The sequence below is a fragment of the Micromonospora endolithica genome (genome assembly GCF_003626595.1).
GTDB classification, from domain to species: Bacteria; Actinomycetota; Actinomycetes; order Mycobacteriales; family Micromonosporaceae; genus Micromonospora; species Micromonospora endolithica.
Genome location: NZ_RBAK01000014.1, coordinates 55918 through 81180 on the forward strand (window position 1 = coordinate 55918; position 25263 = coordinate 81180).

The 25263-nt window shown below is 74.1% G+C and carries 21 protein-coding genes and 1 pseudogene; 3 read left to right on the plus strand and 19 right to left on the minus strand.

The features are described 5' to 3' along the window. Positions 1 to 72: 72 nt before the first annotated feature. Entirely contained in the window at positions 73 to 975 is a 903-nt protein-coding gene (locus D7223_RS26845) for a septum formation family protein (protein ID WP_120731559.1), read from the plus strand. 84 nt (positions 976 to 1059) lie between these two features. Further along, positions 1060 to 1950 carry a septum formation family protein gene (locus D7223_RS26850; RefSeq protein WP_120731379.1) on the plus strand — a complete coding sequence of 297 codons (891 nt, stop codon included), beginning with the start codon at positions 1060 to 1062 and terminating at the stop codon, positions 1948 to 1950. Positions 1951 to 2005: 55 nt separating this feature from the next. On the opposite strand, the gene D7223_RS26855 is transcribed toward D7223_RS26850, so the two are convergent. The 5 genes from D7223_RS26855 to D7223_RS26875 all read right to left on the minus strand — a co-directional run bounded on the left by D7223_RS26855 (position 2006) and on the right by D7223_RS26875 (position 7544). Continuing rightward, a complete protein-coding gene (locus D7223_RS26855) occupies positions 2006 to 3547 on the minus strand; it encodes an RsmB/NOP family class I SAM-dependent RNA methyltransferase (protein WP_120731381.1) in 1542 nt (513 codons plus the stop codon). 120 nt (positions 3548 to 3667) lie between these two features. Then, complete coding sequence (fmt, locus tag D7223_RS26860; protein WP_120731383.1) at positions 3668 to 4594, minus strand: methionyl-tRNA formyltransferase; 927 nt, start codon at positions 4592 to 4594, stop codon at positions 3668 to 3670. A gap of 4 nt (positions 4595 to 4598) precedes the next feature. Further along, a complete protein-coding gene (gene def, locus D7223_RS26865; RefSeq protein WP_120731385.1) occupies positions 4599 to 5159 on the minus strand; it encodes a peptide deformylase in 561 nt (186 codons plus the stop codon). Positions 5160 to 5203: 44 nt separating this feature from the next. Next, entirely contained in the window at positions 5204 to 6475 is a 1272-nt protein-coding gene (locus D7223_RS26870; protein WP_120731387.1) for a cytochrome P450, read from the minus strand. 82 nt (positions 6476 to 6557) lie between these two features. Continuing rightward, positions 6558 to 7544, minus strand: coding sequence for an AAA family ATPase (locus tag D7223_RS26875; protein WP_120731388.1), 987 nt, complete (start codon positions 7542 to 7544; stop codon positions 6558 to 6560). A 319-nt stretch (positions 7545 to 7863) separates the two neighbouring features. Here D7223_RS26875 and D7223_RS26880 point away from each other — a divergent pair. Beyond that, positions 7864 to 8268, plus strand: a pseudogene (locus D7223_RS26880) (YybH family protein); the annotation flags it as partial. 33 nt (positions 8269 to 8301) lie between these two features. Here the strand turns inward: D7223_RS26880 and D7223_RS26885 are convergent. The 14 genes from D7223_RS26885 to pyrR form a co-directional block, all read right to left on the minus strand. Continuing rightward, positions 8302 to 10344: a primosomal protein N' gene (locus tag D7223_RS26885; protein ID WP_120731561.1), complete on the minus strand. Its 2043-nt coding sequence runs from the start codon at positions 10342 to 10344 to the stop codon at positions 8302 to 8304. Further along, on the minus strand, positions 10341 to 11531 hold the full coding sequence (gene metK / locus D7223_RS26890; protein WP_238162247.1) for a methionine adenosyltransferase: 1191 nt from the start codon (positions 11529 to 11531) through the stop codon (positions 10341 to 10343). Before metK ends, D7223_RS26885 begins: the two co-directional genes overlap by 4 nt. Before the next feature lie 99 nt (positions 11532 to 11630). Next, positions 11631 to 12839, minus strand: a complete 1209-nt coding sequence (coaBC, locus tag D7223_RS26895) for a bifunctional phosphopantothenoylcysteine decarboxylase/phosphopantothenate--cysteine ligase CoaBC (protein ID WP_120731394.1) — start codon at positions 12837 to 12839, stop codon at positions 11631 to 11633. A gap of 14 nt (positions 12840 to 12853) precedes the next feature. Beyond that, positions 12854 to 13117, minus strand: coding sequence for a DNA-directed RNA polymerase subunit omega (gene rpoZ / locus D7223_RS26900; RefSeq protein ID WP_007075826.1), 264 nt, complete (start codon positions 13115 to 13117; stop codon positions 12854 to 12856). 44 nt (positions 13118 to 13161) lie between these two features. Further along, entirely contained in the window at positions 13162 to 13695 is a 534-nt protein-coding gene (locus tag D7223_RS26905) for a nucleoside/nucleotide kinase family protein (protein WP_120731396.1), read from the minus strand. A gap of 25 nt (positions 13696 to 13720) precedes the next feature. Then, positions 13721 to 14038 (minus strand): integration host factor, actinobacterial type, encoded by a 318-nt coding sequence (gene mihF / locus D7223_RS26910; RefSeq protein ID WP_007458370.1) that lies wholly within the window; start codon positions 14036 to 14038, stop codon positions 13721 to 13723. A 178-nt stretch (positions 14039 to 14216) separates the two neighbouring features. Further along, positions 14217 to 15053: an orotidine-5'-phosphate decarboxylase gene (gene pyrF / locus D7223_RS26915; RefSeq protein ID WP_120731398.1), complete on the minus strand. Its 837-nt coding sequence runs from the start codon at positions 15051 to 15053 to the stop codon at positions 14217 to 14219. Between the two features lie 109 nt (positions 15054 to 15162). After that, complete coding sequence (locus tag D7223_RS26920; protein WP_120731400.1) at positions 15163 to 16437, minus strand: adenosylmethionine--8-amino-7-oxononanoate transaminase; 1275 nt, start codon at positions 16435 to 16437, stop codon at positions 15163 to 15165. 77 nt (positions 16438 to 16514) lie between these two features. Then, positions 16515 to 17555, minus strand: a complete 1041-nt coding sequence (locus D7223_RS26925) for a quinone-dependent dihydroorotate dehydrogenase (RefSeq protein ID WP_120731402.1) — start codon at positions 17553 to 17555, stop codon at positions 16515 to 16517. A gap of 109 nt (positions 17556 to 17664) precedes the next feature. Then, positions 17665 to 21048, minus strand: a complete 3384-nt coding sequence (gene carB / locus D7223_RS26930; RefSeq protein WP_120731404.1) for a carbamoyl-phosphate synthase large subunit — start codon at positions 21046 to 21048, stop codon at positions 17665 to 17667. After that, positions 21041 to 22219, minus strand: a complete 1179-nt coding sequence (gene carA, locus D7223_RS26935) for a glutamine-hydrolyzing carbamoyl-phosphate synthase small subunit (RefSeq protein ID WP_186832409.1) — start codon at positions 22217 to 22219, stop codon at positions 21041 to 21043. Before carA ends, carB begins: the two co-directional genes overlap by 8 nt. A 61-nt stretch (positions 22220 to 22280) precedes the next feature. Continuing rightward, positions 22281 to 23558 (minus strand): dihydroorotase, encoded by a 1278-nt coding sequence (locus tag D7223_RS26940; RefSeq protein WP_120731406.1) that lies wholly within the window; start codon positions 23556 to 23558, stop codon positions 22281 to 22283. Next, the gene (locus D7223_RS26945; RefSeq protein WP_120731407.1) at positions 23555 to 24481 is read right to left on the minus strand and encodes an aspartate carbamoyltransferase catalytic subunit; all 927 of its coding nucleotides are present in this window, start codon (positions 24479 to 24481) and stop codon (positions 23555 to 23557) included. Before D7223_RS26945 ends, D7223_RS26940 begins: the two co-directional genes overlap by 4 nt. Beyond that, entirely contained in the window at positions 24478 to 25065 is a 588-nt protein-coding gene (pyrR, locus tag D7223_RS26950) for a bifunctional pyr operon transcriptional regulator/uracil phosphoribosyltransferase PyrR (protein WP_120731408.1), read from the minus strand. Before pyrR ends, D7223_RS26945 begins: the two co-directional genes overlap by 4 nt. Positions 25066 to 25263: the final 198 nt, after the last annotated feature.

Here is a 25263-nt window from a genome sequence, read left to right on the forward strand (position 1 = left end):
GGCCGTACGACGCCGGCGGGCGGCACCGCGGCGGCGGGCGGACCGGCCGTCAGCTCCCGGGAAGGGCGGATGATGCGACGGTTGCGAGGGCGTGTGACGGCGGTGTTGGCGCTGGCCGTCGCGGGCGCGGCCCTGCTGCCCGGCTGCGTACGGCCGGGCGGCTCGGACGGCGACCTCACCGACGACTGGCCGGTGCTGTCCGCGCCGCTGCCGTTCACCCCGGTCTCCGGGGTCTGCATGCCCCGGATCACCGCGATCGTCCAGGCAAGCACCTACGAGACGGTGGACTGCGCCCGCAACCACGTGGCCGAGGCCGTCCACGTGGGCACCTTCACCGACGCCGTGGCCCGGCGGCCCGAGCGGCCGGAACCGGGGTCGGCGGCGCTGCGCACCGCCCGGTCCGAGTGCGACCAGCGGGCCCGCGAGGTCCTCGGCGGCGACTGGCACTCCGCCCGACTCAGCCTGAACGTCGTCCTGCCCTCGGTGCCCGCCTGGCGGGGCGGCGCACGCTGGTTCCGGTGCGACCTGAGCGAGACCGGCAGCATCGACAACACCCGACCGGTCAACCGCACCGGCAGCCTGCGCGGCGCGATGATCGGCGACTCCGCGCTGGTGCACAGCTGCTTCGACCCGAAACTCATCGGGGACAACCTGAACTACATGGCCCCGGTGCTGTGCACCGAGCCGCACCGCGCCGAGTTCGTCGGCGTCTACGAGGAACGGGACATGACCTGGGCGGAGTTCGTCAAGGCCGACCAGCAGGCGCACAAGCGGTGCATGGCGCTGATCGCCGCCTTCGCCGACGTGCCCAACAACAGCGACCTGCCGTACCGGACCGGATCCATCTTCTACCCGCCGTCGCCACGCGAGTGGGAGGAGGGCGACCGCGGCGTGCGCTGTTTCCTGTGGAGCGACGACCGCAAGCTGACCCGGTCGATGAAGGGTGTCGGCCCGAAGGGACTACCCGTCATCTGAGCACCGGTGCCGTATGCTCCCGCACCGTGGCGGGTGCCCGGCGAGGCTCGGCACCGACCACGGGAACGAGGGAGGTCGACGGGGATGCGACGGTGGCTCATCGGGGTCGTGCTGGGGGCCGCGACGGCGCTGGCGCTGGGCGGCTGCGGCGACCCGCCCGCCGGCACCGACGGTGACCTCACCGACGACTGGACCACGATCGCCGCACCGGCGGCGTTCACCCCCGAGGCGGGGACCTGCCACTCGCAGGTCCAGGACGTCGGCTACCTCAGCTCGTACGGGCCGATCGGCTGCGACGTCCCGCACCGGGTGGAGACCCTGCACGTGGGCACCCTGACCGGCGCCGCCGCGCAGACCGACAAGCCCCCGGCGCCCGGCTCCGCCGGTACCCGCACCGCGTACGCCGCCTGCCACCGCGAGGTGAACAAGGCACTGGGCGCGGACTGGCGTACCGGCCGGGTGGGCGTCACGGTGGTGTACCCGTCGCCGGCGGCGTGGACCGGCGGGTCCCGCTGGTTCCGCTGCGACGCCACCGAGGTGCGCGGGGTGGACGACCCGAGCGTGGTGCTGCGCACCGGCAGCCTGAAGGGTGCCCTGACCGGGGCGGCGCCGCTGCGGCACGGGTGCTACGACCCGGTCATGAAGGGCGACGCGGTCACCGAGATGAAGGCGGTCGCCTGCACGTCCCGGCACCGGGCCGAGTTCGTCGGCGTCTGGGTCGCCCCGGACACCAGCTACGCGGCCTTCGACCGGGCCGAGGCGAAGGCCCACCGGGCCTGCCTGTCGCTGGTCGCGAGCTACACGAAGGTGCCCCGGAGCGACGTCCAGTTCCGCATCGGGTCGATCTACTTCCAGCCGTACGAGCAGGACTGGCGCAACGGCGACCGCGGCGTGCAGTGTTTCCTGTGGGCCGACGACCGCACCCTGACCCGCTCGGTCAAGAACGCCGGCACGAAGGCACTCCCCCGCTCCTGACCCCCGAACCCCGGCCACCCGCCCCCGCCGCGGACGGGTGGCCGAGGAGGTGGGGTCAGGTGCGGCGGAGGACGGCCAGGAACATCGCGTCGGTGCCGTGGCGGTGCGGCCAGAGCTGCACCGTCGGGCCGTCGCCGAGCCCGGGCATGCCGGCGGGCAGCAGCGGGCGGGCGTCGACGAAGTCCACCGGCACACCCGAGCGGCGGGCCGACTCGGTCACCGTCACGTGCGTCTCCACCGTGTGCGGCGAGCAGGTCACGTAGGCCACCAGCCCGCCGGGCCGGACCGCCTTCAGCGCCGCGGCGAGCAGTTCCCGCTGCAACCGGGTCAGCGGCGGCAGGTCCGACGGCTGACGCCGCCAGCGGGACTCCGGCCGCCGGCGCAGCGAACCCAGCCCGGTGCACGGCGCGTCGACCAGTACCCGGTCGAAGTACCCCTCGGGCAGCTTCTCCCCGGCGCCGACGGTGCGACCGTCGGTGTGCACGACGGTGACCGGCAGGCCCCGGGTGGCCTGGCTGACCAGCCGGGCACGGTGCTCGGACACCTCGACGGCGGTCAACCGCGCCCCGCGCTGCGCCGCCAGTGCGCCGAGCAGGCCCGCCTTGCCGCCGGGACCGGCGCACAGGTCCAGCCAGCGGCCGTCCGGCCCGTCCAGCGGGGCGGCCGCGAGCGCGTCGGCGACCAGCTGCGACCCCTCGTCCTGCACGTGCGCCCGGCCCTCGGCCAGCGCCGCCAGGTCGCCGGGCGCTCCGCCGCCGAGATAGACCGCGTACGGGGAGAAGGCGCCGGGCACGCCGCCGACCTCGTCGGCCAGCTCCACCGGGTCGGCCAGGCCGGGCCGGGCGCACAGGTGCACCGGCGGGCGCTCGTTGTCCTCGATGAGCAGCCGGGTGGTCTCCCCCAGGTCGCCGCCGAGCGCCTCGCTGAACGCCCGCACGATCCACTGCGGGTGGCTGTAGGCCACGGCCAGGTGGCCGATCGGGTCGGTCTCGACCGGCGGGGCCAGCTTCGCCACCCACGCGTCGGCGTCCCGGCCGGCCACCTCGCGCAGCACCGCGTTGGCGAACCCGGTCGCGCCCGGACCGACCGACCGCACCAGGTCGACCGTGGAGGAGACCGCAGCGTGCGCCGGCACCCGGGTGTGCAGCAGTTGGTACGCCCCGATCCGCAGCGCGTCGCGCACCGGCGGGTCGATGCGTTGCACGTCCCGGCCGGCCGCGTCGGACAGGATCGCGTCCAGCGTGCCGAGGTGCCGCAGGGTGCCGTAGGTCAGCTCGGTGGCGAACGCGGCGTCCCGGCCGAACAGCCCGAGATCGCGCAGGATCGCGGGCAGCACCAGGTTGGCGTACGCGTCGTCGCGGTGCACCGCCGCGACCGCCTCGTACGCGGCGTGCCGGGGCAGGTCCACCGCCGGTCGTGGCGGTCGGCCACCCCGCCGGTCGGTGCCGCCGCGCGGGCCGCGGTCGTCGCCGCGCGCGGGCCGCCCGCCCCGGTCGGCGTACGGCCGGTCCGGGCGCTCGCCGGAGGGCCGGCGCGGCCCCGTGCCCTGGTCGGACCGCGGCTCGGAGCGCGCGGGCCGGTCGGTCGGCCCGGTCACGCTGAACCGCCCTTCGTTCGCGACTGCGGGGCTCGCAACACCGGCTCACTCCTCGCGCTCACGCTGAAACGCCCTTCGTTCGCGACTGCGGGGCTCGCAACACCGGCTCACTCCTCGCGCTCACGCGAGCACCTCGCCGGCGGTGACCCGGGCGCCCCGCGCCCAGTCGGTGGCGGGCATGGCCCGCTTGCCGGCGGCCCGGACCTCGCCCAGGCGCACCGGGGTGGTGGCCGTGCCGGCCAGCACCCGGGACTTCTCCACCAGTAGCTCGCCGGGTTTCAGCTCCGGGCCGTCCGGCTCCGGGGTGACCGGACCGAGTTTGACCCGCTCGTCGCGGAACGTGGTCCACGGGCCGGGCGCCGGGGTGCAGGCGCGGATCCGCCGGTCGACCGCGAAGGCGGGGTCGGTCCACCGGACCCGGGCGTCGTCGACGGTCAGCTTCGGCGCCAGGGACACCCCGTCGGCCGGCTGCGGTTCGGCCCGGGTGGTGCCGGCGTCGAGCGCGTCCAGGACGGCGACCAGCAGGCCGGCGCCCGAGTCGGCCAACCGCTCCAGCAGGTCGCCGGAGGTGTCACCGGGGCGGATCTCGTCGGTCAGGGTGCCGAAGACCGGCCCGGTGTCGAGGCCCTCCTCCAGCTGGAAGACGCTGGCGCCGGTGACCTCGTCGCCGTGCAGCACCGCGTGCTGCACCGGGGCCGCGCCCCGCCAGGCCGGCAGCAGCGAGAAGTGCAGGTTGATCCACCCGTGCCGGGGGATCTCCAGCGCGGCCGGCGGCACCAGCGCGCCGTACGCGACCACCGGCACGCAGTCCGGCGCCAGCTCGCGCAGGCGGTCCAGGAACTCCGGCTCCCGGGGGCGGGCCGGGGTGAGCACCTCGACCCCGTGCTCGTCGGCCCACGCGCCGACCGGGGAGCGGGACAGGCCACGGCCCCGGCCGGCCGGGGCGTCGGGGCGGGTCACCACGGCGACCAGCTCGTGCCCGGACGCGGCGACGGCGGCCAGGGCGGGTACGGCGACGGCCGGGGTGCCGGCGAAGATCACACGCACCGGCTCACCGACCCAGACCGAAAGGGCTGCCGGCGGCGTGCGGGTTCAGCTTGACCGTGGGCGGGGCGGCGGCGTCGTACCACTCCGCCTGGCGGATCGCCTTCATCGCCTCCTTGCGGCCGGCCGGGTCCAGCCGGTCGACGAACAGCACCCCGTCGAGGTGGTCGGTCTCGTGCTGCACGCAGCGCGCCATCAGGCCGGTGCCGACGATCTGCACCGGGTCGCCGTAGCCGTTGAAGCCCTTGGCGATCACGTTCTGCCGGCGCTTGGTGTCGAAGTAGAGCCCCGGGATGGACAGGCACCCCTCGGGGCCGTCCTGCTCCTCGGCGTCCGGGAACTCCAGCACCGGGTTGACCAGGTGGCCCAGCACGTCGTCGACGTCGAAGGTGAACACCCGCAGACCCACTCCGAGCTGCGGCGCGGCGAGACCGGCGCCGTTCTGCTCGCGCATCGTGTCGGTGAGGTCGGCGACGAGCCGGCGCAGCTCGGCGTCGAAGTCGACCACCGGATCGGCCGGCGTGCGCAGCACCGGATCCCCGAACAGACGGATGGGCTGGACGGTCACTCGGGGTGGCTCCTTCGTGGGCTGGACGGGCTGGCCGTACCAGTCTACGGAGTGGCCGGGGCCGCCCCGGCCGGCGTACCGCGATGCGGGGCCGCCGCGCGCGTGTCGATGGTCACCGGGAGGGTGTCGTAGCCGCGCAGCGTCAGCCGGGTCCGGCGCCGGGGCCGGCCGGCCGGGGCCAGGCCGGGCAGCCGGCGCAGCAGCAGCGGGAAGGCCACCTGCGCCTCCAGCCGGGCCAGCGCGGCGCCGAGGCAGTAGTGGGGTCCGGCGCCGAAGGACAGCGGGTTGAGCTGCGCGCGCCATGGGTCGAAACGTTCCGGCTCCGGGTAGCGGCGGGGATCCCGGTTGGCCGCGCCGAGCAGCACCAGGGCCCACGCTCCGGCGGGGACGTCGACGTCGCCGTGCCGGGTGTCCACGCCGCTGACCCGGGTGGTGAGCTGCACCGGGGAGTCGAAGCGGAGCAGCTCGTCGACGTACGCCGGAGCGAGGTCGGGGTGGTCGCGCAGCGCGCCGGCCTCGCGGGGGTGCTCCAGCAGCACGGCGAGGCCGTTGCCGAGCAGGTTGGTGGTCGTCTCGAAGCCGGCGACCAGCAGCACCACCAGGTTGGCCAGCAGCTCGTCCCCGGAGAGCCGTTCGTCGCCGGCGTCGTGCACCCGCACCAGGGCGCTGGTCAGGTCGTCGGCCGGCGTGTGCCGGCGGGCGGCCACCAGGTCGGTGAAGTAGTCCCGCAGCTCGGTGGCGCCGGAGTCGGCGACGGCCAGTTCGTCGGCGGTGATCTCCGGCTCCAGCACGCCGGTCAGGTCGGCGGCCCAGCGGCGGAACAGCGGCCGGTCGGCCGCCGGTACGCCGAGCAGCGCGCAGATCACGCCCACCGGCAGCGGGTACGCGAAGTCGGCCATGAAGTCGACCGGCTCGCCCCCCTCGGCGCGGGCGACCATCGTGTCGACCAGGTCGTCGGCCTGCGCCGTCACCACGTCCCGCATGGCGCCGATCCGGCGCGGGGTGAACGCCCCGGCGGCGAGCCGGCGCATCCGGCTGTGGTCGGGCGGGTTGGTGCGCAGCATCGACCGGGAGATCGAGGTGACCGCCGGGCTGTTCCGCCAGCCGGGCAGGAACCGGTCGCGCAGGACGTCGTCCATCACCCCGAAGCCGGGGTCGCGCAGGATGGCGTCGGCCTCGTCGTGGCCGGTGACCACGTAGAAGACCGGCCCGGCCTGGACCACCGGTCCGTGCGCGCGCAGCCGCTCGTACGTCGGGTAGGGGTCGGCCCGTCCTTCGGGCGACATCAGCAGGGCGAGTGCCTCGGCGGCGTCCATGGCGGGCCTCCCGCGTCGATCGGGCCGGAGGGCTCCATCATGCGCGTGGCGGGCACCTGGCGCGACCCCGGTTCCGGGCGGCTCAGGCGACGGTGCCCGGCTCGCCGGCCAGCACCGCGTCCCCGGCGGCGAGCAGGGCGTGCTCGGGCAGCGGCAGGGTGATCGAGTGCGCGGCCTCCCAGTCGTGGATGAGACCGGGACGGGCCTGGGCGGCGAAGTAGTCCACCGCGCTCATCCCGCCGACGACCGGCTCGTCCACCTCGGCGACCAGCAGGGCCGGCACCAGGTGGAAGCCGTTCTGCAGCGCCGCGCTGAGCCGGCGGTGGCCGTCCACCACGAAGAAGTACTCGCCGGTGTAGCCGATCCGCAGCGGTTCGAGGGCCCCGTCGCCGCCAGCGGCCACCTCGCCGACGAAGCGGGAGTCCCACAGGTCGCGCAGGCCGGCGACGTCCTCGGTCGGGTACACCCGGGCCGGGTCGAGCAACAGCAGCGGCGGGTTGTCGCGCAGCACGTCCGCGCCCAGCCGTCCCTCGTACGCGTCGACGATGTGCGCGATCACCTCGGCGATGGTGGCGCGGGTGCTGTCGCAGACCAGGTCGTAGTTGCGCAGCCGGGCCTTGTCCACCCCGTACCGGACGATGAACCGGTTGCGCTCGCTGTCGCTGCGTTCCCGGAGCTTGGCCTTCGCCTCCTCCAGGGAGGTGTAGCTCTCCGCCGGCCCGGAGGGACGCAGCAGCGCCCGGCGGGCGGCCTCGCCCGGCTCGGTGATCATGTGCACCTTGAGCGCGTCGGTGAAGAAGTGCCAGGCCAGTCGGGAGTCCATGACCAGCGACTCGCCGGACGCGGCGATGTCCCGCTGGAGCTGGTCGACGTACCCGTCGACGGCCTGGTCCAGCTCGGCGTGCAGGTTGAGCTGGAGGGCGGTCATCTGCCGCTCCTGCGCCATCTGGCGGTAGAGGTCGCCGACGCTGACCCGGCGCAGGCCCAGCCGTTCGGCGATCTCCACGGAGACGGTGCTCTTGCCGCTGCCGAGGTCGCCGTTGAAGACGATCGATTTACGGTCGGTCACGACTGGTACACCCCTGATCACCGGCTGATTGACTTCGTCGACGTCGCGCCGTCACCGCCACGATCACGCCGTGAGCGGCGGCTGTCGTGCGCCCGGGCATGACGGGCGATGCTACCACTGCTGCGGTGGGGCTCTTCCGCACACGGGGTGCGACGATCACGCACCGCGACACCCGTACCACGGAGGAACCGCCGGACCGGACGGCGACCCGTCCGCTTCGGGCCGTGCCGTCCGGTGTCTGTCCTACCCTGGCGGCGACCTCTCGAACCGGGAGGGGCCGATGCGAACCGGTGACACGCCCGCCGGAGGGAGATCCACCATGCCGAGCGACGACGAGAACGAGATCCGCGCGCTGATCGAACGGTGGGCCGCGGCGGTGCACGCCGGCGACCTGCCCGGTGTCCTCGCCGACCACGCCGAGGACATCGTCATGTTCGACGTGCCACCGCCGGACCGGGGGGTACGGGGCCTCGACGCGTACCGGGAGACCTGGCCGCCGTTCTTCCGGTGGCAGGCCGGCGGTAGCTCGTTCGACATCGACGAGCTGTCGGTCACCGTCGGCGGTGACGTCGCCTTCGCGTACGCCCTGCTGCGCTGTGGCACACCGGAGGACCTGCGGGCCGACCCGGAGCGGCGGCTGCGACTGACCCTGGGGCTGCGCCGGGACTCCCGCCGGTGGGTGGTGACCCACGAGCACCACTCGTTCCCGCTGTCCGGCGCCGACCCCGGATAGGCGCGCCGGTGACCCGCGGGCCCGTCAGAACAGGGTCAGCGGGTCCACCTGGAGGCGGACCGGGTCGGCGGCCTTGCGGGCGGTGCGTACCCCGGCGGCCGAGTGCAGGGCCCCGGCCAGCGCGGCGGCCCGCGCCCGGGGCACCCGCACGAGCATCCGCTCCCGGTCCCCGTCGGCCGGCACCGGTCCGAGCAGCTCGGCCTCCGCCGGCAGCCGCGCCTCGGCCAGCAGGTCGGCCACCGCGGCGGCCGGTCCGGTGACGCTGGCCATCCGGACCGCCGGAGGAAAGCCCAGCTCCCGGCGTTCGGCCAGCTCACGGGCGGCGAACCAGGCGGCGTCCCAGCGCAGCAACGCCTGCACCGGGGCCAGCGCACCGTCGGCGACCACCACCACCCGACCGCCGCCGGCCGCCGGGCGGGCCAGCGCGGCGGCGGACAGCCACCGGCGCAGCGCCTCTTCCCCCGCGCGCAGGTCGGCGCGGGTGAGCAGGGCCCACGAGTCGAGCAGCAGCACCGCGCCGAAGCCGCCGTCGGCGACCGGTTCGGCGCCGGGCGTGGCGATCACCAGGCCCGCCCCGCCGGGCACGGTGGCGAGGACCTCCTCCCGTCCGGACGTCCGCACCGGCACCCCCGGGAACGCGCGGCCCAGCTCCTCGGCGGTTCGCCGGGCACCGGTGATCGAGGCGCGCAGTCGCCGTCCACCGCACTGCGGGCAGGCGTACGCGGCCGTGACCCGGCCGCACCAGCGGCAGGCCGGCGTGCCCTGCGCCGAGGGCAGCGCGAGTGGACCGGCGCAGTGCGGGCAGCGGGCCGGGGTACGGCAGTCGGCGCAGGCCACCGACGGCAGGTAGCCGCGCCGGGGCACCTGCACGAGCACCGGCAGGTCGGCCTGCAACGCCGCGCGCGCGGTGGTCCAGGCCAGGCTGGGCAGCCGGGCGGTGGCCGCACCGGGGTCCCGGGCGAGCTGGGGATCGTCGCCGGTGGGGGCGATCGCCGGCATCCGGGCCCGTACGGTCGCCCGGTCGGCCGCCACCTCGCGCGCCCAGCCGGTCTCCACCAGCAGCTGCGCCTCGGCGGTCCGGGCGAACCCACCGACCAGGACGGCGGCGTCGGTGAGCTGGGCGCGGGTGAGCAGCACCTCCCGGGCGTGCGGGTAGGGCGCCCGCGGCTCGGCGTGCAGGTCGTCGCCGTCGTCCCAGATCGCCACCAGGCCGAGCCGGCGAACCGGGGCGAACATCGCCGCCCGGGTGCCGATCACCACCGGCACCGCCCCGCGCCGGGCGGCCAGGAACGCCCGGTAGCGGCGGGCCGGCCCGAGCGCGGCGGAGAGGGTCACGTGCCGGCCGGGGCCGAGCACGGCGGTCAGTGCGGCGTCGAGCCGGTCCAGATCCCGGTTGTCGGCGACCACCACCACCGCACCCCGGTCACCGGCGACGGTGGCGGCGACCGCCTCGGCGTAGCGGGCGGGCCAGTCCTCGCTCGGCAGGGCGGACCAGACGGCCCGGGCGGGCCGGCCGTCGGCCAGGGCGCGCAGCAGGGCCGACCCGGCCGGATAGTCCCGCCACCATCCCGGATCCGGCGCGGTCGCGGTGACGGTGGCCGGCACGGTGTCACCGGCCGGAGAGGTGCCGTCGGCCGGCACGGCGGCGCTGTCGGCGGGCGTTGCCCCGTCAGGCGTGGGGCGGGCCTCCTTCTCCACCCGGGCGTGCCGGGGCGGCACGGCCAGGCGGAGCACGTCGGCGAGGCTGCCCGCGTACCGGTCGGCGACCGCACGGGCCAGGGTCACCACCTCCGGCGCGAGGACCGGCTCCGGCGAGACGACCTTCTCCAGGTACGCCAGCCGCCCGGTGTGCCCGCTGTCGTCGGCGCGCTCCAGCAGCCAACCGTCGACCAGTTGGCCGGCGAAGCGGACCTTCACCCGGGTGCCCGGCACGGCCTCGGCGGCCAGGGCGGCGGGGACCAGGTAGTCGAACGGCCGGTCCAGGTGGGCCAGCGGCACGTCGACGCAGACCCGGGCGACCGGCGACCCGTCGGCGGGTCGCCGGTCGCCGTGCCGGCTGGCGGTCAGGCTCCCGCGGCCGACTTGAGGTCGGCGGCCCGGTCGGTGTTCTCCCAGGTCAGGTCGGGAAGCTCCCGGCCGAAGTGGCCGTAGGCGGCGGTCTGGGCGTAGATCGGCCGCAGCAGGTTGAGGTCCCGGATGATCGCGGCCGGGCGCAGGTCGAAGATCTCGGTCACCGCCTTCTCGATCGACGCCACCGGCACCGTCTCCGTGCCGAAGGTCTCGATGAACAGGCTCACCGGGTGCGCCTTGCCGATCGCGTACGCCACCTGCGCCTCGCACCGCTCGGCCAGGCCGGCCGCGACGACGTTCTTCGCCACCCACCGCATCGCGTACGCGGCCGACCGGTCCACCTTGGACGGGTCCTTGCCGGAGAACGCGCCGCCGCCGTGCCGGGCGTACCCGCCGTAGGTGTCGACGATGATCTTCCGACCGGTCAGTCCGGCGTCGCCCATCGGACCGCCGATCTCGAACCGGCCGGTCGGGTTCACCAGCAGCCGGTAGCCCTCGGTGTCCAGACCCAGGCTTTCCAGCTCCGGGGCGATGACGTGGTCCCGCACGTCCGGGGTCAGCAGCGAGTCCAGCGAGATGTCCGCGGCGTGCTGGCTGGAGACCACCACGGTGTTCAGCCGGACCGGCCGCAGGCCGTCGTACTCGATGGTGACCTGGGTCTTGCCGTCCGGCCGCAGGTACGGGATCGTCCCGTCCTTGCGCACCGCGGACAGCCGGCGGGCCAGCCGGTGCGCCAGGGCGATCGGCAGCGGCATCAGCTCGGGGGTCTCCGAGCAGGCGAAGCCGAACATCATGCCCTGGTCGCCGGCGCCCTGCGCGTCCAGCGCGCTCTCCGAGGCGCCGGTGCGCAGCTCGAAGGCGTTGTCCACGCCCTGGGCGATGTCCGGCGACTGCGCGCCGATGGAGACGCTGACGCCGCAGGACGCCCCGTCGAAGCCCTTCTTCGACGAGTCGTAGCCGATGCCGAGGATGGTCTCCCGCACGATGGTGGGGATGTCGGCGTACGCCTTCGTGGTGACCTCACCGGCCACGTGCACCTGGCCGGTCGTGATGAGGGTTTCCACCGCGACCCGGCTGTGCGGGTCCTGCGCGAGCAGGGCGTCGAGGATGCCGTCGCTGATCTGGTCGGCGATCTTGTCCGGGTGGCCTTCCGTGACCGATTCGGACGTGAAGAGACGTGTCACGGCACTCCTAAGCATGTGAAGACTCTTGAACGTTCGCTCCGCGGCAGTTTAGTCACCAGGCGCAGCGGGTGACTCCGGGAACGCGGAGGCGCCCAGCGTTCAGGACCGTTCCGCCAGCCGGGACACGACGAGGTCCCACACCCCGTCGGCGAGGTCCTCCTTGGACCGCTCGGGCATCCGGCTGACCGAGCCGTCCGCGCCGATGACGGTCGCGGCGTTGGTCTCGGCGCCGAAGACCTTGTCCGCACCGACCTCGTTGACGACGACCAGGTCGGCCCGCTTACGGGCGAGCTTGGCCCGGCCGTTGGCCTCCGCGTCGCCGGTCTCCGCGGCGAACACCACCAGCACCTGCCCGGGGCGACGCCGCCGGCCCAGCTCGGCGGCGATGTCCGGGTTGGTGACCAGCTCGATGGTGGGCGCGCCGCCGTCGTCCGACTTCTTGATTTTGCCAGGTGCGTAGGCCGCCGGACGGAAATCCGCCGGAGCGGCCGCCATCACCACCGCGTCGGCGTCCTCGGCGGCGGTGAGGGTGGCCTCGCGCAGCTCGGCGGTCGTGCCGACGCGGACCAGGTCCACCCCGGCCGGGTCGCGCAGCGCGACGTTGGCGGCGATCAGGGTCACCCGGGCGCCCCGGGCCACCGCGCAGCGGGCGAAGGCGTAACCCTGCTTGCCGGAGGAGCGGTTGCCGAGGAAGCGCACCGGGTCCAGTGGCTCCCGGGTGCCGCCGGCGGTGACCACCACGTGCCGGCCGGCCAGGTCGGCGGGGGCGTCGACGCCTCGGGCCAGGGCCCGCCGGGCGACGGCGAAGATCTCCGCCGGGTCGGGCAGCCGGCCCTTGCCGCTGTCGGCGCCGGTGAGCCGGCCCACCGCCGGCTCGACGACGCGTACGCCGCGGGAGCGCAGGGTGGCGACGTTGGCCACGGTGGCCGGGTGCTCCCACATCTCGGTGTGCATGGCCGGAGCCAGCACCACCGGGCAGCGGGCGGTGAGCAGCGTGTTGGTCAGCAGGTCGTCGGCGAGACCGTGGGCGGCCTTGGCGAGCAGGTCGGCGGTGGCCGGTGCGACCACGACCAGGTCGGCCTGCTGGCCGAGCCGCACGTGCGGCACCTCGTGCACGTCGGCCCAGACGTCGTCGGCCACCGGCTGGCCGGAGAGCGCCGCCCAGGTCGGCGCCCCGACGAAGCGGAGCGCCGACGCGGTCGGCACGACCCGGACCTGGTGACCCGATTCGGTGAGGAGTCGCAGCAGCTCGCACGCCTTGTAGGCGGCGATGCCGCCACCGACCCCGAGGACGATCCGGGGGGACATCGGTGCCGGGCGGATTACGGCTGGTCGGTCGGCTCGGCGGTGAGCAGGCCCGCGTTGATCTCGCGCATCGCGATGGAGAGCGGCTTCTCCTGGGGGGTCGTCTCGACCAGCGGGCCCACGTATTCCAGCAGGCCCTCGCCGAGCTGGCTGTAGTAGGCGTTGACCTGACGCGCGCGCTTGGCCGCGAAGATGACCAGCGCGTACTTCGACGTGGTCTTCTCGAGGAGCTCGTCGATCGGCGGGTTGGTGATGCCTTCGGGGTTGGCGATGGATCCCACGAATTAACCTCTGCGTCTGTGCACACCGCGCGCGGTGCTGGCGGTCAACCGCGCACGCGCGGTCGCGCCGGAGTCAGAAAGGATGAACCGAACAAGCCTACCAGTTCGTCGACGACCCGTTCGGTCAGGTCGTGCGTGACGGCGCGTTCGGCCACCGCGCGGACGGTCGGGTCGGGGCGGACACCGGGCGGGTGCAGCAGCACCAGGCGGACGTCCGGCAGCGTCGCCCGGACGCCGAGCGCGCCGGCCAGGTCCAGGGCGAGGAGCACCGGGTGACCGGCGTCCAGCCGGGCCCGCAGCGGGGGGTACGGGGTGCCCCGGCGGTGCGGGCCGAACCGGCTCCACTCCAGCAGCTCGCCCGCCGCGACCCGGCGGTCGAACTCCGCCGGCGTGACGAACAACCGGTCGGCCCCGTCCACCTCGTGCGGGCGGCGGGGCCGGGTGGTGGCCGGCACCGGGATCCACACGGACGGAGAACGCGCCCGAACCCGCTCGACGACACTCTCCCGGCCGGAACCCGAGGGTCCCGTCAGGACAGTGAGCCGAGCCGCCGGGCGCGCCTCGTCATCCGTGCTCACTGCTTGTTTCTACCTGCTGCCGGCCTCAGTTGGCGGCGAACTCTCCAAGCAGTGCCTTGCGCTGCTGCTCGCCGAGACCGCGCAGGCGGCGGCTGTCGGCGATCTTGAGCTTCTCCATGATCTGGGTGGCCCGGATCTTGCCGATGCCCGGCATCGCCTGGAGGACGGCGGACACCTTGAGCTTGCCGACGACGTCGTCGGACTCGGCCCGCTCGAGGACGGCTCCGAGGGTGGTCTTGCCCTGCTTGAGCTGCTCCTTCAGCTCAGCACGGGCCTTGCGGATCTCCGCGGCCTTCTCCAGCGCGGCCGCGCGCTGCTCGGGGGTCAGTGACGGGAGCGGCACCAGTTCTCCTCAGGTCCCTATCGCGACGGGCGGGGCGCACCGCCGCATCTGTGAAACGTGGTGTCGCTGTGAACCAAGGGGTCCGTGGTTCCCAGCGCGGGGAAAACTAGCGGTCGCCGGAGCTTTCGGCAACGTGGGCGCGCCCCGGGCAAGCGAAAGTGACCGAGCCGTCAGTCAGTCAACCGGCAGCCAGGACGGCCCGGCACTCGTCCCGGAGACGGTCCGCCGCGGCCCGCAGGGCGGCCGGGTCCGGGCCCGCACCGAGCACCTCCCGGGAGTACGACGGCAGCACCGAGGGCAGGCTGGACCCGAACACGACGCGGAGATCCGCGGCCGCGGCACCCTGCGCGCCGAGACCCGGAGCGAGCAGCGGCCCGTTCACCCGGGACAGGTCGTGCCCGGTCTCGCCGATCGTCGCCCCGACCACGAGGCCCATGCTGCCCAGCGGTTGCACACCCGCGTTGAGCTGGGAAATCTCGTCGATCACGGTCTGCGCGACGGTCCGCCCGTCGGCCGTCGCGGCGCGCTGCACCGAGGCCCCCTCGGGGTTCGAGGTCAGCGCCAGCACGAAGACACCGCCGCCGTGCGCGGTCGCCAGCTCGAACATCGGGGCGAGCGAGCCGACCCCCAGGTACGGACTGGCGGTCACCGCGTCGACATACAACGGGCTCGATGGATCCAGATAGGCCGAGGCGTACGCGGCGACGGTCGAGCCGATGTCGCCACGCTTGACGTCCAGCAGAACGAGCGAACCGGCATCCCGTAACTGTCGGATAGTTGACTCAAGAATCCCCACCCCTCGGGACCCGAACCGCTCGAAAAAGGCCGACTGGGGCTTGACCACCGCGACCCGGTCACCGAGGGCGTCCACGACTGTCCCGACGAACCGGTCAAGTCCCCGGACGTCGTCCGCCAGGCCCCACCGGGCCAACAGACCCGGATGCGGGTCGATGCCGACGCACAGCGGCCCCCGCTCGCGGACAGCCCGGTGCAGCCGTGCGCCGAAGGTCTCCATGGCAGTGCCCTCCCTCTTCGCGTACCGCCGACGGATCCCCCGCCGCGCGCACTCCTCGCGCGGGCGGCGCGCGCCGCCCGCGTACCTCCGGCCCCGCGGGACCGGTCGCTCAGCCCGCCTCGACCGCGGCCGCGACCCCGGCGGCGATCCGGGCCAGGTCCGCGTCGTCGGTGACGTACGGCGGCATGGTGTAGACCAGGTCCCGGAAGGGCCGCAGCCAGACCCCCGCGCCGACGGCGGCGGCGGTGGCCGCCGGCAGGTCCACCTCGTGGTCGAGCTGCACCACGCCGATCCCGCCGAGCACCCGCACGTCGCGCACCCCCGGCGCGCCGCGCAGCGGCTCCAGGCCGGCCCGCAGTCCCGCCTCGAGGCGGGACACCCGCCCCGCCCAGTCGGTGGCCCGCAGCAGCCCCAGAGAGGCGTTGGCGACCGCGCAGGCCAGTGGGTTGCCCATGAACGTCGGCCCGTGCGCCAGCACGCCACCGGCGGAGATGCCCCGGGCGATCTCCGGGGTGCACAGCGCCGCCGCCAGGGTCAGGTAGCCCCCGGTCAGCGCCTTGCCCACGCAGAGCACGTCCGGTGCGACGCCGGCGTGCTCGGCGGCGAACATCCGGCCGGTGCGACCGAAGCCGGTGGCGATCTCGTCGAAGATCAGCAGGACGCCGTGGGCGGCCGTCACCTCGCGCAGCACCCGCAGGTAGTGCGGGTGGTGGAACCGCATCCCGCCGGCACCCTGGACCACCGGCTCGACGATCACGGCGGCCAGTTCGTCCGCGTGGCTCTCCACCGCCGCCACCAGCGCCGCGCAGTACGCCTCGTCCGGCCCGGTGTCGAAACCCGCGGGCGGCACCGGGGCGAAGACCTGCCGGGGCAGCACGTCGCCCCACAGGTGGTGCATCCCGCCCTCGGGGTCGCAGACGCTCATCGGGTGGAACGTGTCGCCGTGGTAGCCGCCCCGCCAGGTGCCCAGCCGGCGGCGCTCCGGCCGGCCGGTGGCCCGCTGGTACTGCAGGCACATCTTGACCGCCACCTCGACCGAGACCGAGCCGGAGTCGGCCAGGAAGACGTGCTCCAGCCCGTCCGGAGCCAGCTCCACCAGCGTGCGCGCCAGGGTGACCGCCGGCTCGTGGGTCAGCCCGCCGAACATCACGTGGCTCATCCGGCCGAGCTGGCCGGTCACCGCCGCGTCCAGCACCGGGTGCCGGTAGCCGTGGATGGCCGCCCACCAGGACGACATCGCGTCGACCAGTTCCCGGCCGTCGGCCAGCCGCAGCCGTACGCCCTCGGCGCTGTCCACCAGGTACGGCGGCGAGGCCGGTGGCAGCGCGGCGTACGGGTGCCACACGTGCGCCCGGTCGCCGGCCAGGATCTCCTCGGCCGTCATCGGTGCCTCTTCCTCTCCCGACCGGTCACCGCCGCCGCCCCGGACCGGGGCCCCGCCGGCGCGACCGCCCGACGATCTCACCGGGAAGCGACCCCCACCGGTGTGGCCGTGGCCGCCGCCCGGGCGGCGGCCCGGACCAGGGCCGGGCCGCGGTAGATGAAGCCGGTGTAGAGCTGGACCAGGCTGGCGCCGGCGTCGAGCATCCGGGCCGCGTCGTCCGGGTCCACGATGCCACCCACCCCGATGATCGGCAGCCGGCCGCCGGTCTCCCGGTGCACGAACGACACCACCTCCCGGGCGCGCGCCGCCAGCGGCCGGCCGGACAACCCGCCGGTCTGCGCGCCACGGTCCCGGTCGGTCGGGGCGAGGCCGTCGCGGGACAGCGTGGTGTTGGTGGCGATCACCCCGGCCGCGCCCCGGGCCAGGCAGACCTCCAGCAGCTCGGCGACGGCCGGCTCGGTCAGGTCCGGGGCGATCTTCACCAGTACCGGTTTCTCCCCCACCAGCGCGGCGAGCAGCGCGTCCAGGTGGGCCCGGTCCTGCAACGCGCGCAGCCCGGGGGTGTTCGGCGAGGACACGTTGACCGCGAAGTAGTCGCCGTGCCCGCGCAGCGCCCGGTACGCGGTGAGGTAGTCGCCGACGGCGTCCTCCAGCGGCGTCACCTTCGACTTGCCCAGCGAGATGCCCAGCGGGACCCCGATCGGGCGGGGCAGCGCGGCCAGCCGCGCCGCGAGGGCCGGCGCCCCGGCGTTGTTGAACCCCATCCGGTTGACCACGGCCTCGCTGTCCCGCAGCCGGAACAGCCGCGGCCGGGGATTGCCCGGCTGGGCGTGCGCGGTGACCGTGCCGACCTCGACGAAGCCGAAGCCCAGCGCCGGCCAGGCCGGCAGCGCGGCGCCGTCCTTGTCCATCCCGGCGGCCAGCCCCACCGGGTTCGGGAACTCCACCCCGAACACGGTGCGTGGGGCGCGCACCAGGTAGCGGGCCCGCAGCGCGGCGAGCGCCGCCGGCCGGCGCGACAGCGCGCCGAGCCGGCCCAGCGTCCACTCGTGCGCCGCCTCCGCGTCCCCACCCCCGACCCGGAACAACCCCGGCCGCACCACCCGCTCGAAAATCACGCCCCACTCCCCCGCCCGACAGCGTCGATCATGAGGTTGGCCGGTCCGCCGGAGATCGACCCGCCGGTCAACCTCGTGATCGACGACAGTGCCGGCGCGGCGGGGGCGGTCACCGGGCGGCCCGCAGGGCGGCGTGCAGGTCCTGAAGGGGACGGACCTGCATGTCGCCCCGGATCCGCGCCTCGATGCCCATCACCGCGGCCGCCGCGCCGGGCACCGTGGTGATGCACGGGATGTCCGCCGTCACGGCGGCGCTGCGGATCTCGTACCCGTCCGAGCGGGCACTCGCCCCGGAACCCTGCGGGGTGTTCACCACCAGGGCGACGTCGCCGCCGAGGATCAGGGACACCGCGTCCTCGCCCGCGCCGGACTGGTAGTGCTTGCGGATCTGCTCGCAGGCGATGCCGTGCCGGCGCAGCACCTCGGCGGTGCCGGTGGTCGCCACGATCTCGAAGCCCAGGTCGGCCAGCCGCTTGATCGGGAAGATCATGCCGCGCTTGTCCCGGTTGGCCACCGACACGAAGATCTTCCCGCTGGTCGGCAGCGAGCCGTACGCGGCGGACTGCGACTTGGCGAACGCGTGGCCGAAGGAGGTGTCGATGCCCATCACCTCGCCGGTCGACTTCATCTCCGGGCCGAGCAGCGAGTCCACCCCCTTGCCGGTGCGGGTGCGGAACCGCTTGAACGGCAGCACCGCCTCCTTGACCGCGATCGGGGCGTCGGCCGGCAACGAGCCGCCGTCCCCGGTGGCCGGCAGCAGCCCCTCGGCGCGCAGCTCGGCGATCGTGGCGCCGAGCGCGATCCGGGCCGCCGCCTTGGCCAGCGGCACCGCCGTGGCCTTGGACACGAACGGGACGGTCCGCGACGCGCGCGGGTTCGCCTCCAGCACGTACAGCATGTCGTCCTTGAGGGCGTACTGGACGTTGAGCAGGCCGCGGACGCCGACGCCGCGGGCGATCGCCTCGGTGTAGCGGCGCACCTGCGCCACGTGCGAGCCGGCCAGGGTGATCGGCGGCAGCGCGCAGGACGAGTCGCCGGAGTGGATGCCGGCCTCCTCGATGTGCTCCATCACGCCGCCCAGGTAGACCTCGCCGTCGGCGTCGCAGAGCGCGTCCACGTCGATCTCGATCGCGTCGTCCAGGAAGCGGTCCACCAGCACCGGGTGGTCCGGGCTGATGTCGGTGGCCCGGCCGATGTAGTCGCGCAGCGTGGCGTCGTCGTAGACGATCTCCATGCCCCGCCCACCGAGCACGTACGAGGGCCGCACCAGCACCGGGTAGCCGATCTCGTCGGCGATCGCCTTCGCGTCGTCGTACGAGGTGGCGGTGCCGTGCGCCGGGGCGCGCAGCCCGGCCCGGGCGAGCACCGCACCGAACGCGCCCCGCTCCTCGGCCAGGTGGATCGACTCCGGGGAGGTGCCGACCACCGGCACGCCGGCGTTCTTGAGCCGCTGCGCCAGACCCAGCGGCGTCTGCCCGCCGAGCTGCACGATCACCCCGACCACCCCGGGACCGCCGGCCGCCCGGCCGGAGGTGTCCTCGGCGTGCCACACCTCCAGCACGTCCTCGAAGGTGAGCGGCTCGAAGTAGAGCCGGTCGGCGGTGTCGTAGTCGGTGGAGACCGTCTCCGGGTTGCAATTGATCATGACGGTCTCGAAGCCGACGCCGGCGGAACCGGACCCGGCGGTGCCCACCGGCGCGCCGCGCAGCGCCATCACCGCGTGCACGCACGAGTAGTCGAACTCGATGCCCTGGCCGATCCGGTTCGGCCCGGAGCCGAGGATCAGCACCTTCGGCCGGTCCGAGCCGGCGACCTCGGTCTCGGAGTCGTAGGACGAGTAGTGGTACGGCGTGGTCGCCTCGAACTCGGCCGCGCAGGTGTCCACGGTCTTGTAGATCGGCCGGATGTCCAGCCGGTGGCGCAGCGTACGCACGCCGTCCTCGGCGGCCAGCTCGGGACGCAGCGCGGCCAGCTGCCGGTCGGACAGGCCGGCCCGCTTCGCCTGGCGCAGCAGATCCGCGTCGAGCACCGGGGCGGCGACGATCTCGGCGCGCAGCTCGACCAGGGCGGCGATCTGGTCCAGGAACCACGGGTCGATGCCACCGGAGGCGGCGGCGACCTCGGCGATCGACGCGCCGAGCCGCAGCGCCCGCTCCACGGTGTAGAGCCGGCCGTCGTGCGGCATCCGCAGCGCCGCGAGGGTGTTCTCCCGGGTGGCCCCCTCCGGGTCCGGAGTGGTCCAGAAGCCCGCGGCCTTCGTTTCCATCGAGCGCATCGCCTTGTTCAGCGCCTCGGTGAAGTTACGGCCCAGGCTCATCGCCTCGCCCACCGACTTCATCGTGGTGGTCAGCTCCGGGTCGGCACCGGGGAACTTCTCGAACGCGAACCGGGGAATCTTCACCACCACGTAGTCCAGGGTCGGCTCGAACGCCGCCGGGGTCTTGAGGGTGATGTCGTTGGGGATCTCGTCCAGCGTGTAGCCGATGGCCAGCTTGGCGGCGATCTTGGCGATCGGGAAGCCGGTCGCCTTCGACGCCAGGGCCGAGGAACGCGACACCCGGGGGTTCATCTCGATCACCACGATCCGGCCGTCCGCCGGGTTCACCGCGAACTGGATGTTGCAGCCGCCGGTGTCCACCCCGACCTCGCGCAGCACCGCGATGCCGAGGTCGCGCAGGCGCTGGTACTCCCGGTCGGTCAGCGTCATGGCCGGGGCCACGGTGACGCTGTCCCCGGTGTGCACGCCCATCGGGTCGACGTTCTCGATCGAGCAGACCACCACCACGTTGTCGTGCCGGTCCCGCATCAGTTCGAGTTCGTACTCCTTCCAACCGAGCACGCTCTCCTCGATGAGCACCTCGTGCACCGGGCTCGCCGCCAGGCCGTCACCGGCGATGCGGGCCAGCTCCTCCGGCGTGTGCGCCATGCCGGAGCCCAGGCCGCCCATCGTGAACGACGGCCGGATCACCACCGGCAGGCCCAGCTCGGCGACGGTCTCCTCGACCTCGGCCATCGAGTGGCACACCCGCGAGCGGGGCACCAGGCCGGTCGGGTCCTCGACGCCCAGCCGTACGCCGGCCTTGGCGACGATGTCCTTGAACAGCTGCCGGTCCTCGCCGCGGTTGATCGCGTCGATGTTCGCGCCGATCAGCTCGACGCCGTACTTCTCCAGGACGCCCGCGGAGTGCAGCGCGACCGCCGTGTTCAGCGCCGTCTGCCCACCCAGGGTGGGCAGGATCGCGTCCGGACGCTCCTTGGCGATGACCAGCTCGACGAACTCCGGGGTGATCGGCTCGACGTACGTGGCGTCGGCGAACTCCGGGTCCGTCATGATCGTCGCCGGGTTGGAGTTGACCAGGCTGACCCGGATGCCCTCGCTGCGCAGCACCCGGCAGGCCTGGGTGCCGGAGTAGTCGAACTCGCAGGCCTGCCCGATCACGATCGGCCCGGAGCCGATGACGAGGATGTGCTTGAGATCTGTGCGCTTAGGCATTCTTTCCGCCCTCGATCAGCTCGGCGAAGCGGTCGAACAGGTAGTCCGCGTCGTGCGGGCCGGCCGCCGCCTCCGGGTGGTACTGGACGGTGAAGGCGGGCACGTCCTTCGCCCGCAGCCCCTCGACCACGTTGTCATTGAGGCAGACGTGCGAGACCTGGACGCCACCGAACTCGGTCTCGATCACCTGGTCGGGCACGACCACGCCGGGCCTCCGGCCCGGCGCCCGCACCGCGCTGAGCTCCTGTTCGCGGCCCGACACGTCGACCGCGAAGCCGTGGTTGTGGCTGGTCACCTCGACCTTGCCGGTGACCCGGTCCAGCACCGGCTGGTTGATGCCCCGGTGGCCGTAGCCGAGCTTGTAGGTGCCGAAACCCAGCGCCCGGCCGAGGATCTGACTGCCGAAGCAGATGCCGAACAGCGGCACCCGACGGCCGAGCACCTCCCGGGCCAGGGCCACCGGACGGTCGGCGGTGGCCGGGTCACCCGGGCCGGGCGAGAGGAAGACCGCGTCCGCGCCGGTGGCCAGCAGGTCCTCGACGGTGGAGTGTGCCGGCAGCACGTGGGTGGTGACCCCGCGCGCGGCGAGCCGGCGCGGCACGTTTCGCTTGATGCCCAGGTCCAGGGCGGCGACCGTGAACCGGTGCGTGCCCTGCGCCTGGACGACGTACGGCTCCGCGGTGCTCACCTCGGCGGAGAGGTCCGCGCCGACCATCTCCGGCGCCTGGCGGACCCGGGCCAGCAGCGCCCGCGGGTCGGTCTCCACGCTGGAGATGCCGACCCGCATCGCGCCCCGCTCGCGCAGGTGCCGGGTCAGGGCCCGGGTGTCCACGCCGCTGATGCCGACCACGCCCTCGGCGGCGAGCCGGTCCTCCAGGCCGCCGGTGGCGCGCCAGTTCGAGCCGATCCGGGCCGGGTCCCGCACCACGTACCCGGCGACCCAGATCCGGCCGGACTCGTCGTCGTCGGCGTTGACGCCGGTGTTGCCGATGTGCGGCGCGGTCTGCACCACCACCTGCCGGTGGTAGGACGGGTCGGTCAGGGTCTCCTGGTAACCGGTCATGCCGGTGTTGAAGACCGCCTCGCCGAAGGTCTCCCCGACGCTGCCGTACGCCTCGCCGTGGAACGTGCGCCCGTCCTCCAGAACGAGGATCGCCGGCCTGCGCTTCACCATGCTGTGCCTCCTTCGGTCCGGACTGCGGGGCTCCGCTCCGCTGCACTCCTCGCTCGGATCACTTGACAGCCTTTCCGTCCAGGACCGTCGGCTCGCCGCGCAGGAAGGTCGCCACGATGCGACCCGGCAGCGTCATGCGGGCGTACGGGGTGTTGCGACTGCGGCTGGCCAGCTCCGCGGGCTCGACCACCCGGCGGGCGGCCGGGTCGACCAGGGTCAGGTTCGCCGGTACGCCGGGCGCCGGGTCGACGCCGTGCCCGTCGAGACCGGCGATCCGGGCGGGGGTGCGGGACATCCGCTCGGCGATCAGGTCCCAGTCACCTCCGAACACGTCGATCGCGATCGACAGCGCCGTCTCCAGGCCGAGCATGCCCGGCCGGGCGTACGCCCACTCGCACTCCTTGTCCTCCACCGCGTGCGGGGCGTGGTCGGTGGCGATGATGTCGATGACCCCGTCGGCGAGCGCGGCGCGCAGCGCGGCGATGTCGGTCTCGGTCCGCAGCGGCGGGTTCACCTTGAAGACCGGGTCGTACGTCTCGGCGCGCGCGTCGGTGAGCAGCAGGTGGTGCGGAGTCACCTCGGCGGTGACCCGTACGCCCCGGGCCTTGGCCTGGCGCAGCACCTCGACGCTGCCGGCGGTGGAGACGTGGCAGACGTGCAGGCGGCTGCCGACGTGCTCGGCGAGCAGCACGTCCCGGGCGATGATCGCCTCCTCGGCGACCGCGGGCCAGCCGGTCAGCCCGAGGCGGGTGGACACCTCGCCCTCGTGCATCTGGGCGCCCTCGGTGAGCCGGGGCTCCTCGGCGTGCTGGGCGATGATGCCGTCGAACGCCTTGACGTACTCCAGCGCCCGGCGCATCAGCTTCGGGTCGGCCACGCAGTGCCCGTCGTCGGAGAAGATCCGCACCCGGGCCGCCGAGTCGGCCATCGCGCCCAGCTCGGCGAGGTGCTCGCCGGCCAGGCCGACGGTGACCGCCCCGATCGGCTGAACGTCGACCAGCCCGGCCTCCCGGCCCAGCCGCCAGACCTGCTCGACCACGCCGGCGGTGTCGGCGACCGGCGAGGTGTTGGCCATCGCGCAGACCGCGGTGTACCCACCGAGCGCCGCCGCCCGGGACCCGGTCTCCACCGTCTCGGCGTCCTCCCGGCCCGGCTCGCGCAGGTGGGTGTGCAGGTCGACCAGGCCGGGCAGGGCGACCAGGCCGGTGGCGTCGACCACGGTGGCGTCCGGCGCGGTCAGCCCCGCGCCGGTCTCGGCGACGACGCCGTCGCGGATCAGCAGGTCGGTCGGCGCGGCGCCGACGACGCTCACGTTCTTGATCAGGTACGCGGTCACCGGTTGTTCCCTCCGAGCAGCAGGTAGAGCACGGCCATCCGCACGGAGACCCCGTTGGCGACCTGTTCGACGATGGTGGAGCGGGCCGAGTCGGCGACCTCGGGCGTGATCTCCATGCCCCGGTTCATCGGACCGGGGTGCATGACGATCGCGTGCTCCGGCAACCGGCGCATCCGCGAACCGTCCAGCCCGTAGCGGCGGGCGTACTCGCGGGCGGACGGGAAGTAGGAGTCGTTCATCCGCTCCCGCTGCACCCGCAGCATCATCACCACGTCGGACTGCGGCAGCACCGCGTCCAGGTCGTAGGAGACGTCGGTGCCGGGCGCGAGCGCCGCCGCGATGTCCACCGGGATGAGCGTCGGCGGGCCGACCAGGGTGACCTTCGCGCCGAGGGTGGACAGCAGCAGGACGTTCGAGCGGGCCACCCGGCTGTGCAGCACGTCCCCGACCACCGCGACCGAGAGGCCGGCCAGCCGGCCCAGCCGGGAGCGCATCGTGTACGCGTCGAGCAGCGCCTGGGTCGGGTGCTCGTGGGTGCCGTCGCCGGCGTTCACCACCGACCCGTCCACCCAGTCGGCGAGCCGGTGCGGCGCGCCGGAGGCGGGGTGCCGGACCACGACCGCGTCGGCGCCCATCGCCTGGAGGGTGAGCGCGGTGTCCTTGAGGCTCTCGCCCTTGGTGACGCTGGAGCCCTTGGCGGAGAAGTTGATCACGTCGGCGGACAGCCGCTTCGCCGCCGCCTCGAACGAGATCCGGGTGCGGGTGGAGTCCTCGTAGAAGAGGTTCACCACGGTCCGCCCGCGCAGCGCGGGCAGTTTCTTGACCTCGCGGCCGGCCACGGTGGCCATCTCCGCGGCGGTGTCCAGGATCTCGGTGGCGGTGGCGGCGTCCAGGTCCGCGCCGGAGAGCAGGTGCCGGATCACAGTGCTGGCCCTTCGCCGTACAACCGGACCTCGTCGGCGCCGTCGGTCTCGGCGAGGGTGACCTTGACGCTCTCGGCGAGTGAGGTCGGAATGTTCTTGCCGACGTAGTCGGCGCGGATCGGCAGCTCGCGGTGGCCCCGGTCGACCAGGACGGCGAGTTGCACGGACGCCGGGCGACCGATGTCGTTGAGGGCGTCGAGCGCGGCCCGGACGGTGCGACCGGAGAACAACACGTCGTCGACGAGCACGACCCGCTTGCCGTCGATGCCGCCCGGCGGGAGCTGGGTCGGGCCGACCGCGCGGGTGGCCTGCCGGCGCAGGTCGTCACGGTAGAGGGTGATGTCGAGCACACCGACCGGTACGGCGACGTCCTCGAAGGCGGAGATCCGGGCGGCGAGCCGCTTCGCCAGCGGGGCGCCGCGGGTGGGGATGCCGAGCAGCACGGTCTGCTGGGCGCCCTGGGTCTTCTCCAAAATCTGGTGGGCGATGCGGTCGACCACACGCTGGACGTCGGCGCTGGCCAGGATCACCTTCACCGAGGGTTGTCGCGCGGGCGGCGACTGGGCAGCCGATGGGTAGGCCACGGCGGACCTCCTTCCCCGCCTCACGGGACGGGTCGTTAAAGGACGTCGGATCACCGGCGGCGGGTCGCGAGCGACCCTGGCCGGGGCTTCACGCCACGTTACCAGTGGTCAAGGGGCCGACCGTCGCCGGCCACTGATCCCCTGGTCAGCCCCACCGGAGATGGACGAACGGCCCACGGCCGCCCAACGGTAAGGTCA

Bases quoted from the DNA above. Each gene is read 5' to 3' on its own strand.
- carB (WP_120731404.1), bottom strand. From the start codon at position 21,048: ATGCCTAAGCGCACAGATCTCAAGCACATCCTCGTCATCGGCTCCGGG.
- D7223_RS26920 (WP_120731400.1), bottom strand. From the start codon at position 16,437: ATGACGGCCGAGGAGATCCTGGCCGGCGACCGGGCGCACGTGTGGCAC.
- coaBC (WP_120731394.1), bottom strand. From the start codon at position 12,839: ATGTCCCCCCGGATCGTCCTCGGGGTCGGTGGCGGCATCGCCGCCTAC.
- D7223_RS26850 (WP_120731379.1), top strand. From the start codon at position 1,060: ATGCGACGGTGGCTCATCGGGGTCGTGCTGGGGGCCGCGACGGCGCTG.
- D7223_RS26845 (WP_120731559.1), top strand. From the start codon at position 73: ATGCGACGGTTGCGAGGGCGTGTGACGGCGGTGTTGGCGCTGGCCGTC.
- pyrF (WP_120731398.1), bottom strand. From the start codon at position 15,053: ATGGAGACCTTCGGCGCACGGCTGCACCGGGCTGTCCGCGAGCGGGGG.
- D7223_RS26870 (WP_120731387.1), bottom strand. From the start codon at position 6,475: ATGGACGCCGCCGAGGCACTCGCCCTGCTGATGTCGCCCGAAGGACGG.